We start from the raw sequence: 14,385 nt of genomic DNA, 5'->3' as shown, positions 1-14,385 counted from the left end.
ATTGAGCAAAATTAAACCATGAATATTCTTGGCTTCACGGGTAATTATCCAACTTTGCCTCATTAAATTAGCGGTTTAAATAATCAATCTCATCTTCGTCTGAATCTTCTGAGCCTGCTAAAAACTTATCTTCATAATCAATCACAAAACCGGCAAAAATTCGAACGATGCGGTCATCAATTTTTTCAGGATAATGCACAGAAACACTCCAGCTTTTGTCGCCAAAGTTTCGATTGAATTCAGCAATTGGATGGGGATTGGTAGTTGATGATAAAATGACAAATCGATCAAAACTTGGATTTGCATAAGCAAAGCCAATTTCAGTAGTTTTTCCTGCTTCATCATAGTCATAAATAGTAAATTTTGCAGATTCAAGAGTTGCTAAATTTCCATCAATAAAGCCAATTTGTACACCACGAGTATCATAAATATCAATCTCTTTTGCCCAAGGATATAAAGAGCCTAGGGAAATGATTCGAGTAATTCCAGTTGCTTGCCATCCATCTTTATTGGATAAATCATAATTTGTTCGGATACGAAAAGCACTCTTTTTGATTGATCCTGGGTAGGTCTCTTTTTGGGGGGATTTAATCTGATAAATTTCAGAAAATTTATAAACATCTTTTGTAACTACAAAATCATAAGGATGGTCTTCGTGAACACCATAACTATTGGCTAGAGTTGCATAGGATATTGCAAACAGGATAGACAAAAATGATATCAATAATTTACGCATTTATAGGACCCCTTAAATAATATTGAAAACCATGAAAAATAAATAAAAATATGAATAATACAATATTTTTCACATACCTCCTGAGAGGTGGAATGTATAGTAAATCAAATTGATCATGGAATAAATTGTTTCTAGGAGTTCAATGATTTTTAAGAGTAATTCAGCTGATTTTTGATTAAAAAAGATCCACTGTATTAAATTATGTTCTATATTTAGAACATCATCATTTAAAAAGGAATTTGCTATGGACTTAATTCTATTAATTGTCTTGATTCTACTGTTACTCGCAGTACTTCCCACTTGGCCTTATAGCAGCGGTTGGGGATATTACCCTAGCGGTGGCGTAGGCTTAATTCTTGTTATTTTGATTCTTGTATTGTTGTTACGTGGAGGTCCATAAATAAGGGGAAGTGCCTTCTTTATTGGCTGCAAAGCTCTCTCAAGCTTTCGTCTTTATATTGGGCTTGAGAGAGAAAATGCATTTTACTTCGGGCCTCCTAAATTAGCAGTATGCTGATTCTCATAATCAGTTTCCTCTTCTTCTGGAATTGGAAATAAAAAAGTAGATGTGTTTGTACTTTTGCCAGACTCAAAAATGCTTAATCGAGTTAGATTTGACTCACTTGATTTTTCTCCACGATTATCTCTTACTGTCCTTATTCCATCCCCTGAAAAAGACAGGTGATTGATTTCTTCTTGTATTTTTTGACAACCATCATTTATCGTTGAAATTTTAGGAGTTAATTCAGAAATCCTGAGGTTGAGTTCATTCATCTCTGCTTTTAATTGTTTCAACTGTTTGGTTAATTCTTTCTTTGCTTTTCTTTTAAGGGAATGATTTTGTAGCTGTTTTTCTATTGCTTCAATCTGGGCTTTGAGTGTTGCTGCTTGCAGCATCAAGCTTTTCATGGGAACCGTTACAGTGTCTCTGAAGGCTTCTTTCATATGCTCCAATTGTTCACATATGGAATGCCTTGTGCTTGCTAAATGCTCCAATTTATCAGCATGACGCTCTTTAAAATCGTAGTTCCATTTTTCATCCGTAATGTAATGTTCTAATACTGGCGTTAACTGACTTATAAATCCACTTAGTCCCAAAAAGTCTGTTTCATGGAAGAGATCTAAAACTTCGGTCAAACGGGGAGCCATAATAATAGAGAGATTAGTATACGTCATGAGATTGGTATCTTGGAATGTACCTGCTTGATGCATTAAGTAGCAGTAATGATCAAGGATTTCTCCTGCACGTTGATGTTCTATTCTTTTCGAAAGTAATAAATCACAAATAAACTTATCGAATAACTCAGTTGCCTTTATAAGTTTTTCTTCTTTTTGAGGCTTAAATAAAGATTTTAATCTTTGGGAGAAGATGCTCAGCTGGCTGTCTGTAGAATTTAGTATGGGGCTGTCTTTAAAAACAGCAGGTATCATTCCTAAGATATTATGAAATCGCTCACTATCTACTTTATTTTGTTCCATCACATAATGGCTTAGAAGCTCCATATCAAATTGTTCATTGATAAATTGATCAAGTAATCTCTGTGTCTCTTCTTTTGCTGCTGCGACTCGAAAAACCCCAGGAGTATTTAATAATTCTGGATTTTGAGATACTAATTGAACAATGGAGCGGAATACATTCACTATTACATGTGTATTATAAGGACCAGGCATTTAAATTCTCCGGATGATGTTGCATCCTGTTAGACATTAACAACTATATTAAATCCTCCATAAATCAAACGCTTACCATCAAAAGGCATGGGATTAATATCTGGTTTTAATCGAGGATCTTCCATGACTTTTTTCATTCCCACATCACGAACCTGTTTGGACGGCCAAAGAATCCATGAAAAAACAACTATTTCATCTTCTTTGCACTGTACAGCCATTGGAAAAGAAGTAATTTTTCCTTCTGGAACATCATCCCCCCAACATTCAACCAATTGTAAGGCACCATGTTCTTTAAATACCGCAGCAGCTTTTGTTGCATGTTCAATATATTGTGCTTTATTTGCCTTTGGTACTGCAGCAATAAACCCATCCACATAACTCATAAAGAACTCCTTTTAATTCATGAAATACAACAGATTATAATATGGCACATTTAGTTCCATTATTCCAAATTAAATTATGATGCTAAAGAATGTGTACAAAAAAACTACCAAAATCATAGAACAATCTATAATTAAGATAAGGAAGAGGAAAACAATAGAGGTTTAAGAAAAGAGGATAACGCTATGCTTAAAAGAATTGTTTTATTTCTTGCGACTAACTTAGCCATAATTTTAGTCATTTCTTTTATACTAAGTTTATTCAACGTTGCCCCATACTTGACGCAATATGGTTTAAATTATCAAGCTTTATTAATTTTTGCCGCAATTATTGGTTTCACAGGATCATTTATTTCGCTTTTTATTTCTAAATGGATGGCTATCCATGCTTTTAATGTTCAACTTATTGAGAAACCAACAACTGAATCAGAATTGTGGTTAATGAATGAAGTTAAATCTTTAGCACAAAAAAGAAATATTGGAATGCCTGATGTTGGAATCTACGATAGTCCAGAGCCCAATGCTTTTGCTACAGGATGGAATAAAAACAAGGCTCTTGTGGCCGTTTCAACAGGATTGCTCAATGCAATGAATGAAGAAGAAATACAAGGTGTTTTGGGACATGAAATTTCTCATGTCGCTAATGGCGATATGGTAACACTCTCCTTAATTCAAGGTGTGGTAAATACCTTTGTAATCTTTTTTGCCCGTGTTGCTGCGTTTTTTGTGATGCAGTTTTTCAGAAGAGATAATGAAGGGGTACAAGGCGGTTTCGTTTATTATGGTGTCGCTCTTCTATTTGAATTACTGTTTGGAATTCTTGCCTCCATGATCGTGATGTGGTTTTCGCGCTATCGCGAATTTCGGGCAGATAGAGGTTCAGCGCAATACGTTGGTAAAGAAAAAATGATAAAAGCCTTACAACGCTTGCAGCAACTCATGGATAAAACACCAGCAGATGATCGCGCACCTGCATTCAATACCATGAAAATATCTGGCCATGGGAGTTGGCTCGCTCTTTTTTCAAGCCATCCTCCGCTTGAAAAAAGAATTGAAGCATTGCAAAAATAGCTGCCAACATACCCTAGAATTTTATTCCCATTGAAGATGATTTGATATCTTGAATGCGTTCCTCTTTAATTCCTACCTCTTCTTCAGTCTTTGCTCCTTTAAGATTCTCATAAAAAACTATTGAGAATAGCGCTTTTTAAAATCTCCCTTTTGATTTTGATATCTAAGCTTGAAGCTTTCATGTAAATTTTTAGTTGTAGCCTCTGAACTATGTGTTCTATTACGTTCAGACGATGTTACATAATATTGGTGTTTCTCTGTTATTTTCAAGCTTTGGAAAATAGGATTTACTTTATCAGAGGGATATTTTTAAATATGTGTAGTTCTTACTCCGGCCATATTTATATTGGATAAAGGGCTTTACCCCTTTTATTTGGGTAGAGTCGGATAAAGTCAACGAAAAAATAGATTATAAATTTAAAAATAACAGTAATGCTTTTTGTACATGCATTCTATTTTCACTTTGCGTAAAGATAATGGAGGCAGAGCTGTCTGGTAAAGTCTCAGATACTTCTTTTCCTCGTTCCATGGGCATGCAATGCATAAATACTGCTTCAGGCTTCGCATAAGACATCAAGGTTTCATTCACCTGAAATCCTTGAAAGACTTGATCATTTTTCTGATCTTCAAAGCCCATACTTGTCCAAACGTCGGTATAGACTGCATCTGCATTTTTAACTGCTTCTTCAGGTTTAGAAAAATTATAAATCATATCCTTTTTCATGCCTTGTGCTTGTTTGATAATCGAGTTATTAGGCTGAAGGGATTTTGGGCAGCAGTAATTAATCGTTATTCCTAATTGAGGTGCAAGCAGCATCAAACTATGAAGAATATTATTTCCATCACCAATATAAGCAACAGTAAGCCCTTTAAGTGAGCCGAATTGTTCCCATAAACTGAGTAAATCGGCAAGAATTTGGCATGGATGATGCAACGCTGAAAGACCATTAATTAAGGGAACTTTTGCATAAGCAGCCATTTCCAGTAAAGTCTCATCAGCATGGGTTCTTAGCATAATAAAATCAGCATAACCATTTAAAACTCGAGCCATATCCGCCGGAGTTTCCTTTTTTCGCGTATTGCCCACGCTTTCGATGGCTATTCCACCCATACTTTGGATGGCCATAGTAAAACTTAAACGAGTTCGAAAAGATGGCTTTTCAAAAATCATGGCAAGACTTTTATTAAGTAGAGATTGACTGCAAAAGGAAGGCGTTTGTTTGAGCACTTTCGCTTTTTCCAAAATATGCTTCAATTCTTCAGTAGTTAATTCAGTTCCTGTAAGGAAGTGCTTTATTTTTTTCGTAGATGATGTATTGATTATTTCTGATGATTGGGTGGCTAGTGCTTCAGGTAGAACTGTTTTTTTGCAAATAGGAAGAAGTTTTTGAATTAATTTATTCATAATGAATCCTTTAACCAGATATTTTCTAGTTTTTGAATTTCTCCATTTGCCTTAAGTTTTTGTAACGCCTTATTAATCTTTATTGTCAACGGAGAGCCTTTTTTAACAGCTAATGCATATCCATGATCTGCTTTAGCAATTACAGAATAAGAGAGCTTTGCGTTTTTTTTGCTGAAGATTTTACCTTGGGCTCCATCCATTAAAACGACATCAACATGGCCTGCAATTAATGCTTCAACAGCCTGATTGTTATTATCCAGTGCAGTAATTTCGATCTGAGGATAATGTTCTTTCAACCAAATTTCCATAATACTTCCAAGTTGGACTGCCACTTTTTTTCCTTCAAGTTGGCTGGGTTTTGTGACGGGATGATTGGGGTGATACACAGAGGCCATACCTTCAAAATAATAGGGTTCAGAGAAATCAAAATTGACTCTTCTCGCATCAGTAACCGAGATTGTCGCGATAGCAATGTCATCTTGTCCGGAGCTTATCGCAGGAAGAACAGTACTGAATTGCATATTGTCAATAACTGCTTTCTTTCCAAGTTCCTTAGCAATTAGTTTTGCCAGATCAATATCAAAACCCTTTATCTTTCCATGCTCGCTGTATTCAAAAGGTGGATATTCTGCTGCGGTGGCGAAATACAGGAGACCCTCATCATATTTTTTATTGCATGAAGATATAAAGATAGGTGATATCATTATTAAGAGTTTTAAAAAATGCGGCATCAGAATTTATATCCACAAATTATCCATTAAGTGAATTTAAATGATCTTTGGGCGTCTTGTCAATAAAAATGTGGAATGCTTAATGCGAAACAGCCAAGCTTCGATGCTTAAAAAACAAAAAATAATTCTACAGGCAAGTGAAGACGCGGATAATAAAGCACTTAAAGATTTCTTATATTCCGCAGTGAATGCAGTTATAGTAACGAAGAGAAATAATCTGTTTTTTAAACCATGAAAGTAATATAAGTAGGATGGATTTTTATTAATACTCAATCAAAATCCAATTGCCTCCATGCTTCAAATAAAATAACAGCAACGGCATTCGAAAGATTTAAGCTTCTATTATTCTCACGCATTGGGATATAGAGCGACGTGTACTTTTGTAACATTTCTTTAGGTAATCCGTTGGACTCTGGCCCAAACAAAAAAATATCTTCTGCAGCATATTGAACTGTTGAGTAACACTTTTCGGCTCTAGCACTGAATGTATAAATTCTTTTTTGATGATGTTGCTGAATGAATGTTTCCCAATTTTGATATTGAGCAATGGAAGTCCCTTCGTGATAATCCAGACCAGCGCGCCTTAATGCTTTTTCTTGTAATGAAAAACCAAGAGGGTGGATTAGATGCAATTTTGCTCCGGTATTGGCACATAATCGAATGATATTTCCCGTATTTGGAGGAATTTCAGGCTGGTAAAGAACAATATGAAACATAAACACACAATAATAATGGTTATAATTTTACTCATTCTTGAAATAATTAAGAACGCTCTTTAATTATATCTCTAATTATCGGTTTTAAACAAAGCATCATGAGTATATTTGTTTATATATTTGAATTAAAAAATGGTTTTACCCCTAATTAATCGAAACGTAGTTCAATGGTTGGAACATTCGGATGTAAGTCTGCCTTATTTTTTTTGTCTGTATCAACGCATTTAAAAAAGAAAAAAATACTTCTATCTTCTCGTACAATAATAGCAGTACTTGGCGTTGCGTGTTGACACTCTCTTTTAGGCTCTTCTTGTTTTGTAATGTCAATTTCATTTCCTGTATCTAGCTCATCCTCTGGGAATGTTATAATTGGTGATTGAGATTTTCGTTCCGAACTGACCTGCGTATTTTCTGTATCAAAAGCTTCCTCAATACTTATGGAATTTGCAATAGAGGCGAGTTCTTTAAAGGTAGGTAATGATTGTGCTTTAGATTTTTTCAAGTCAGAACGGGTTGCGGTTTCCTGCTGTGTGAATGCGTCACTAGTTTCTAACTTATGTTTATGGTCATGGGCATAACCCGCCTTAACTAGTTTTATTGTCCCATCATGAGAAGGAATATGTAAGCATGCTAGTTTTTTTATATCATCAATTCCATCGCGTGATATTAACTGAGGTATATAAACTGTTGATGAATAATAATTGATCGTGACCTCTTTGTATTTTTTACCTAAACCTCTCGCGAAAAAAGCAGCCAATTGATCGTTTGTATTATTCTCATCGCATATAAATAAATTAATTGCCTTCAGATTCTGAGCCAATTGAGGTGTCAGACCACATTGTTTCATCCGCCAGGCTACTGCATCAATTGGTAGTTGATAAGGCTCTTGTGAGAAGTGTTCATAATAGATTTGATTCACATTTACAACATGACGAGGATCTCCAGTTCCATCAGCAAGAATATAAATTACTGTATCGTGGTCTAAATTTTCCAGAGTAAAATTAAACTGAGCCTCCGGATAATCATCATAATCTTCTGTATTTTCGTCAGGATGACGATACATTACTATGCTTGGAACTTTATCCCTGTCCGATCTCGAATTGTATCTCCAAGATAATGCTCTCATATAAAGAGAGAAATTATTCTCACTAACAGTGAAAGGAATAAATAAAATAATTTTACTCATGGATAATGTTTAAATATTTAATGGTTTGCTCGAAATTATATAACTATTTGATTAAGAAATTATTAAATAAATTAAAAATAAATCATAAATAATATAAAATAAGCAATTAATCCAAGGAGGTCATTTACCTTGATTCGACGTCAATTCTTAATAAAATAAATCTTAATGGATGCAGTAAATTGCAATGGACGAATTTATGTAGATAAAAAATAGCTAATAATTTGATGCGGGCAGCTCATGGTTTTTACTGAATTTGTAGTTCTCTATATGTATAGAATTCAGTTCATTCACATGCAGTTGGTTAGGTAAAAATTGGATGCCCCAAAGTGCTATAGTAGCATTGGCATCTATTAAAAACCGTCCATCAGCGAGCAGTAGTGGTTTATTATTAACGAAAATGAGGTAGTTATCGGTAAACCAGTTAAAGATAATAAAATCTCGCAATAACGAAGGAGAGTCTTTGACATAATCGGGTAATTCTTGGGAGGAAAAATGAGGAAAACTTCTCATAAACTGAGTACTTGATTTTTTGAAAAGCGGAGCTGAAGCATCAATAACATACAAGCGATTATCCGCTAATGCAATTCCCCTCCACAGTGTTGAACTTAAGAATTTAGGAAACACGCCAACTTTTTTCACATTTAACTGGAGTTTGGCAAGCTCATCATGAACGACTGTTATTGCCCGATAATGTTGAACTATATTAAATAGCATAAATGAACTTACGAGTATTAAAGCAATAATCACAGGCTTTCTTTTATTAAAGACAAGAGTGGAGACTACTCCTAAACATAAAGGTACAGTGACAAAGGGATCAATAATAGAAACAATATCCCAACTTACCCTGGTATCTGAAAACGGCCAAAACAAAACTGTTCCATAAGTAGTACAGGCATCGAGTAGCCCATGGGTTGCATAGCCTATCAAAGCTGCGAAGAACGTGTATTTCCAATTTATTCGAAAACGTTTAAAAATGAGTAAGGCTAAAGTAACGATTAAAGCGCCTATTGGAATAAAAATTAGAGAGTGGGTGAAGTGGCGGTGATAAAGAAAAAAGAGCATCGGATTGCCTGACGCCCGAATGAAGATGTCCAAATCCGGTGCTAGTGCTGCTAAGCCACCCACAAGCCACGCATTCTGCTTATCTTGTTTGTATAAAACTGCCTGAGAACAAGCAGCCCCTAAGACTGCATGTGTAACCGGATCCATTTTTTATCCCTCGGAAAGGTACTTCGTAGTAAATATTTTTCCTGATAACCATTCAGTAAAATCAATAGTGGATTTTTTTCCAATATTGTCGTAATTCTTTTCAATCCTATAGCTTGCTTCCTGTCTCCTCAAATCACGCAGGGTTATTAAAAACTCCCAATCAGGAGAATAGACGGTTGAAAGCGGGAAGTCACGCAAATTTTCGTCAAGATATCTCTACAACTTGTTTGATAAATTAAAGGGAAAATAGCAAGACTCCCCAAATATCCTCCATCCCAATAAAACTCTCCATCAATTTCAGCTGCATTCATACTTCTGGTACTGGTTGCGGAAATACCTTCGATAGTAAATAACTTTGATTCAAGAAGTTTATCTAATAAACCCCAGGTAAACGCTCCATGAGCGTCCCACCCTGCAGGGCTGGATTTATTTTTTTCTTTTCGACATTGCAATCTCCCTATCGACATAGCAAAGTGTTTACTGATGCGTACATAACCTAACTCAAATAATCCTCGGCCACAGTGCCGTAAGGTAAGGTTAAATCAGTAATAAAATGCACCACCGATACAATTTTTTTAACGGGAAACTCAGCGATTGGAGCCAATGCATGGGGGTGTAGTTCCAAACTACCAGGCCCAGTCCAAGCTCCTTTAACGGTTACATCCTCTAGATAGGTTTTAGTGAGCTGATTAATCTGAGGATTACCATCAACTCCGGGTATATTTTTTAAAAGAAAGGTAGGCTTTTTCATAGAATTTAATATTGTTTCAGCATCCAGTTCATGGTGTTTATATCCCATAGTTGCAGTGGCAATTCGTAAGCTGCCATAATCAAGCAAACCGATTAATACATCTTCCTCAACAAATAATTTTGGTTTGGCCAGTTTTTTTGGAAATCCCCAAATCTCTCGACCACCCGCAATAGGTGCATGACAATCAAGAAACATCGAGATAGTGAATCCTCCTTCTTCTCCTTTATGTCGAACCGGAATTACTTGCCCAGATTCCGTATAATCACCAAAGCCTGTTGAGTCTGGCATCCTAATGAATTCAAATTTCACATGAGGTTCAAGTAGTTCCAGCCCAGGCGGCAATATATCTTCAAGCAACTCGGCGGAGGTTTCGTAAGTGATTATGAGAAATTCTCGATTGATAAATCGATATGGTCCACAAGGGTAGGTTCTTATCCATCGAGGTGCTGGCATAGCAAATTCATTTACCATTTTTGATTTTTTCATTATTTCCTTCCTTATGAAATACGAATAAATAATACAGAAATATCAAATATGTTTCGTACGAAATTTATTTTTCCATTAGTACAATCAAACCCCTTAAAGAGGATTCTAATAGTACATTATAGACCAAATATGTCATCCCATAGGCTTATCCTAGAGTTCATTTGGAATGAAAATGAACAGCTCTGGGTAGGGCTTTAATCAAGAGTTCCACTGGTTTTGTTAACTATCGCTTAATAAGACAATTTTCTTGAATCCATGCATGTAATTCTCTTACAAGATAACTTGCAACTTCATCTTCAGGCATCTGATGGCTTAGCATCTCACAAATATTGATAAATGATGCTTCCTGTATTATTGCATTTAGCATGGTTAGTTCTGAATATTCTAGCTTACGGTATCGTACTTCAAGTTGATGACGCCAGATCATTATGAATTGTGGGTTTTTAAGTTTTTTTGGGGCAGGAATGGATTTATTACTACGTGATGCTTTAATAAGAGAAAGACTATTCCAGTGCATCGTAAGTATTTTACATGACGGATGCAGATGGAATTTCATTTCTGGCCATTGACTTAATGGCAAAGATTGCAAATCAGCAACAGATAATAAATTTGCATCACGAGCTACAAGGGCTTGATATTCAGCCCATTCAAATACAGCAATTTCAGCTAAATGGTTTTTTTTCTTATAGGGTAAAGTTTCAGTTAAAAATTGACTGAGGTTTTCCCCAAAATTATTAAGTGAGTAGTTATATGATGGGTACGCATGAGTATAACTTTGACTCATTTGGCTAAATTTATTTTCACCCATTACCTCGGCTAATGTACTATAGTCGCTCATTAATGCTTCTTCTAGTCGCGCATAAAAGCCATTGGCATAGATAGCCACTCTGTCCGCAATAGATCCTTTAGGTGGAAAATCAAGATAAGGATTAATGAGTGGTTTAGAGGTAAGAATAGAGTCTTGTAGTAAAGTATGTAATTCAGTAAGTTTCATATGCTAAATCCGTTTTTTCATCCAATAAACAACTATGCTTTATTGCTTTTGCATATTCTAATTCTTGCCATAACTCTTCAAACGGTGGAATACGATCATCACGCTCAATCATCGTTGATATGTTACCAAAGCGTTTAATCGCTTGGGCGTACAGGCCCCAGACTTCTGTTATGACTGGATGATCATGTGTATCAATAATGTAATCACCACAATTTTGATGTCCTGCTAAATGAAATTGTTGAACGCGATCAACCGGGATATTTTGTAAATAGGTTTCAGGATCAAAGCCATGATTATATGAGCTTACATAAATATTATTTAAATCTAATAAAATGAAACAATCTGCACGATTGGCTATTTCAGAGAGAAACTCCCATTCAGTCATTTCAGATTCTTTGTATGTGATATAACTGGATACATTTTCGAGTAATATTTGTTGCTGGTAAAAATCCTGTACGTATTTAACTCGTTCAACAACATGAGTAATGGTTTTTTCTGTATAAGATAGTGGTAATAAATCGTGCATGTTGCGTTGATGAACGCCCGTCCAGCATAAGTGATCAGAAATCCATTTGGGTTGAATCCTGTCTGCCAATTGTTTTACTCTCTTAAGATATTCAAGATTCAGAAGATCTGTGCTCCCAATTGATAATGATACACCATGCATCACAATAGGATAATTTTCACGCACTTTATCTAAATAATAAAGAGGATTTCCCCCATCCACCAAATAATTTTCGGTGAGGATTTCAAACCACTCTACTTTCGGAGTATGTTCTAAAATATGACTGTAATGCTCCGCTCGTAAACCTAATCCCATGCCAAGAGACAAATATTTTTTAGGCTGGTATTGTGTGTTTTTTTCCATCTGTCTTTTTCCTAGACGGGAGAATCTATTGTTAGAGGTGAATTGATGTCTCAAGCAAGACATCAATTCGTTACACATTATGACTTGCAGCTATTTTTTCCTTTGCATTTATTCGAACCTTTGCAGCCGTTTTTACCTTTGCAATGGTTCTTGCCTTTACAGCAGTTTTTACCTTTGCAGCCATTTTTGCCCTTGCAACCGTTTTTGCCCTTGCAACCGTTTTTGCCTTTGCAGCCGTTTTTACCCTTGCAGCCGTTTTTGCCACTGCAATTGTTCTTTGCTAGATTGGTAGGGGAGTTAGTGTTCGCCTTATTACTGTCAAGGGCAGAAGAGGAATAAGCGCCTGAAGTAAACAACGCAGCAGCTGTAGCGGCAATAATTAAGCTTCGTTTATTCATTTTCAATCTCCATATATTTAAAAACAGCTAATTAAACAGCCAAGGAAACAGCATCCTAATAATAGTTGAACGATATAAGAAGTACAAGTACGCATAGAAACTTGTATTTTCTCAATTTACCGCCTCGAAATTTGGATACTGAAGAAAAAATACAGTTTCAACAGAGTTTTATAATACTGATATTAGGGATATTGTATTGCATGTGTATTACTAAGCTTATCACCAGGAGGAGAATTTTGATTCATTTGCTTGATTGGGTTTTCTTTGGATATTTCGCTCACTTTGGACGCTACAATTGAATCAATGGCTTTTAGGGTTTCGTAGGTTTCTATGCACGTTTGGGGCTTATGGTTATCTGTCAAGCTATGTAACCAACCTAAAAAACCCAATTCTCTTAAGCCTGGCTTACTATTTGCAATGATACTTGCTTGAGTTTTTATTCCTGGAATGATGTCATCTTTTATTGTTCCGCCTTTTTGAAGTATCTCGAGCATCTCCTCCGCTGCTTTTAAGCGGTTTATGTAGGTTTGTTGTGGCTTCTCAGGGGGATTGGCTTCTGTGTAGTTAATGTATTGAATGATATATTTTTTGATGGCTAATAAGGTGTTAATATCTTCGGGGCTAGCACCTTTGATATTCAATATGATTAAATTAGTCGTAATAGAATCTCTGTTCCTTTTTGCAAAAGCTGTGATTTGATTCTCTTTATAATGTTCTTTTAGATCAACCGAATCTATTTCAGGATCATAGGATATCCCTTCTTTAATCAAACTTCGGACAGGATTTTCCTTTTTTAAGAAATCTTTATGTTCTGTGCGCATTCTCGTCAAAATTTGTGATGGACTGTCTTTTGCATGCGCTCTTTGAAGTGCTGATTGTCGATTAAGCGAAGTCTGTACTCCCGAAAACATAAGGGAGGCAGTATATTGATTATCTTCTGTAGTATGATCATACATGTACATAATAGAAGCCATATCTGCTGCACGAATATCAGTTTGCACCAACTCATAGGCAACAAGTGGAAAAATATCTTCTGCACCTATAAAATTATGTTCGGGGTTTAATTTCACATCGCTGTATTTTTTGGCTACCCAGCGGGCAAATTTTGAGGTAATCGCATAATTTCCTGTTCTTAACGCATCAACAAATATTTGCGCGTCTTCTGCGTTTGCACCTAAATCTTCGATGGAAAGTACTTTTCTTGTCATCCAATCTCGTTGGTACAACAGTACGAGATCGGTTTCATGATCTATCATTTCACCTTTAGAAGCAATGAAGGTTTCAGCATAGGGAAGAAAAAAAGAACGCATTTTTCTGCTTAAGCCAAAAGCTTCAGGCGCTCTCATTATTTGAGTGATTATGCTTCTAACCACTTTTATATCCGCATTATCTGTTTCTACTGCAGCTGCAATTTGATTAAGTACTATTGGCGTCGTAACTTCGCTATTTACTTCTACAAGCTGAACTTTAGAAAGTTGGATTGTTTGACCTTTTTGAATTTTATCCAGTTCAAAAAGAGCAGAAAACACTAAATCGATACGGGCTTCTTTAGATAATTGGTCTGTTAAGGTTTTTGCTAACTGTTCCAGCATTTCTTGTTCACGTTTAATCATCATGAATCCTTGTGACGAAAATTTCTATGTTTAAATAGAATACATATTGTAAATAAGATGTTGTTTTTTAAAAAGTATGGTTCTGATTATTTATACCTAAATCTTAGGGAAAAGTTAACTCCACACTTCTCACCTTTAATTAAGATAAGAAATCCAAGCTTGGGAGCAAC

Annotated in this window: 16 protein-coding genes; 2 read left to right on the top strand and 14 right to left on the bottom strand. The window is 35.7% G+C overall.

The window, feature by feature from the left end:
* Positions 1-67: 67 nt before the first annotated feature.
* Complete coding sequence (locus tag Ltuc_RS09780; RefSeq protein ID WP_058521077.1) at positions 68-736, bottom strand: hypothetical protein; 669 nt, start codon at positions 734-736, stop codon at positions 68-70.
* A 244-nt stretch (positions 737-980) separates the two neighbouring features.
* Between Ltuc_RS09780 and Ltuc_RS15070 the strand changes: the two genes are divergently transcribed.
* Positions 981-1,136 (top strand): DUF3309 family protein, encoded by a 156-nt coding sequence (locus Ltuc_RS15070; protein ID WP_083498074.1) that lies wholly within the window; start codon positions 981-983, stop codon positions 1,134-1,136.
* Positions 1,137-1,219: 83 nt separating this feature from the next.
* Here the strand turns inward: Ltuc_RS15070 and Ltuc_RS09775 are convergent, their stop codons facing one another.
* On the bottom strand, positions 1,220-2,407 hold the full coding sequence (locus tag Ltuc_RS09775) for a Rho GTPase-activating protein (protein WP_058521076.1): 1,188 nt from the start codon (positions 2,405-2,407) through the stop codon (positions 1,220-1,222).
* A 29-nt stretch (positions 2,408-2,436) separates the two neighbouring features.
* Complete coding sequence (locus tag Ltuc_RS09770) at positions 2,437-2,790, bottom strand: DUF1428 domain-containing protein (protein WP_058521075.1); 354 nt, start codon at positions 2,788-2,790, stop codon at positions 2,437-2,439.
* A gap of 183 nt (positions 2,791-2,973) precedes the next feature.
* Here Ltuc_RS09770 and htpX point away from each other — a divergent pair, with 183 nt between their 5' ends.
* A complete protein-coding gene (gene htpX, locus Ltuc_RS09765) occupies positions 2,974-3,858 on the top strand; it encodes a protease HtpX (RefSeq protein ID WP_058521074.1) in 885 nt (294 codons plus the stop codon).
* Positions 3,859-4,267: 409 nt separating this feature from the next.
* Here the strand turns inward: htpX and argF are convergent, their stop codons facing one another.
* The 11 genes from argF to Ltuc_RS09705 all read right to left on the bottom strand — a co-directional run bounded on the left by argF (position 4,268) and on the right by Ltuc_RS09705 (position 14,218).
* Positions 4,268-5,263 carry an ornithine carbamoyltransferase gene (argF, locus tag Ltuc_RS09760; protein WP_083498073.1) on the bottom strand — a complete coding sequence of 332 codons (996 nt, stop codon included), beginning with the start codon at positions 5,261-5,263 and terminating at the stop codon, positions 4,268-4,270.
* A complete protein-coding gene (locus Ltuc_RS09755) occupies positions 5,260-5,994 on the bottom strand; it encodes a substrate-binding periplasmic protein (protein ID WP_058521073.1) in 735 nt (244 codons plus the stop codon). The genes argF and Ltuc_RS09755 overlap by 4 nt, the downstream gene beginning before the upstream one ends.
* A 269-nt stretch (positions 5,995-6,263) precedes the next feature.
* The gene (locus Ltuc_RS09745) at positions 6,264-6,710 is read right to left on the bottom strand and encodes a tRNA (cytidine(34)-2'-O)-methyltransferase (RefSeq protein ID WP_058521071.1); all 447 of its coding nucleotides are present in this window, start codon (positions 6,708-6,710) and stop codon (positions 6,264-6,266) included.
* A gap of 148 nt (positions 6,711-6,858) precedes the next feature.
* Positions 6,859-7,896, bottom strand: a complete 1,038-nt coding sequence (locus Ltuc_RS09740; protein ID WP_133138352.1) for a hypothetical protein — start codon at positions 7,894-7,896, stop codon at positions 6,859-6,861.
* A gap of 213 nt (positions 7,897-8,109) precedes the next feature.
* Positions 8,110-9,105: a metal-dependent hydrolase gene (locus Ltuc_RS09735; RefSeq protein ID WP_058521069.1), complete on the bottom strand. Its 996-nt coding sequence runs from the start codon at positions 9,103-9,105 to the stop codon at positions 8,110-8,112.
* A gap of 146 nt (positions 9,106-9,251) precedes the next feature.
* Positions 9,252-9,557 carry a hypothetical protein gene (locus Ltuc_RS09730; RefSeq protein WP_238584103.1) on the bottom strand — a complete coding sequence of 102 codons (306 nt, stop codon included), beginning with the start codon at positions 9,555-9,557 and terminating at the stop codon, positions 9,252-9,254.
* 44 nt (positions 9,558-9,601) lie between these two features.
* Complete coding sequence (locus Ltuc_RS09725) at positions 9,602-10,342, bottom strand: acetoacetate decarboxylase (RefSeq protein ID WP_058521067.1); 741 nt, start codon at positions 10,340-10,342, stop codon at positions 9,602-9,604.
* Between the two features lie 223 nt (positions 10,343-10,565).
* Positions 10,566-11,336, bottom strand: a complete 771-nt coding sequence (locus Ltuc_RS09720; RefSeq protein WP_058521066.1) for an HvfC/BufC N-terminal domain-containing protein — start codon at positions 11,334-11,336, stop codon at positions 10,566-10,568.
* Entirely contained in the window at positions 11,323-12,204 is an 882-nt protein-coding gene (gene bufB, locus Ltuc_RS09715; protein ID WP_058521065.1) for an MNIO family bufferin maturase, read from the bottom strand. Before bufB ends, Ltuc_RS09720 begins: the two co-directional genes overlap by 14 nt.
* A 70-nt stretch (positions 12,205-12,274) precedes the next feature.
* A complete protein-coding gene (locus Ltuc_RS15700; protein ID WP_058521064.1) occupies positions 12,275-12,469 on the bottom strand; it encodes a hypothetical protein in 195 nt (64 codons plus the stop codon).
* Positions 12,470-12,784: 315 nt separating this feature from the next.
* A complete protein-coding gene (locus Ltuc_RS09705; RefSeq protein ID WP_133138353.1) occupies positions 12,785-14,218 on the bottom strand; it encodes a hypothetical protein in 1,434 nt (477 codons plus the stop codon).
* Positions 14,219-14,385: the final 167 nt, after the last annotated feature.

This window comes from Legionella tucsonensis, from assembly GCF_001468035.1.
Lineage (GTDB): Bacteria > Pseudomonadota > Gammaproteobacteria > Legionellales > Legionellaceae > Legionella > Legionella tucsonensis.
Note: the sequence above shows the minus strand (reverse complement) of the source record. Positions and strands in the feature narration are given on the sequence as shown.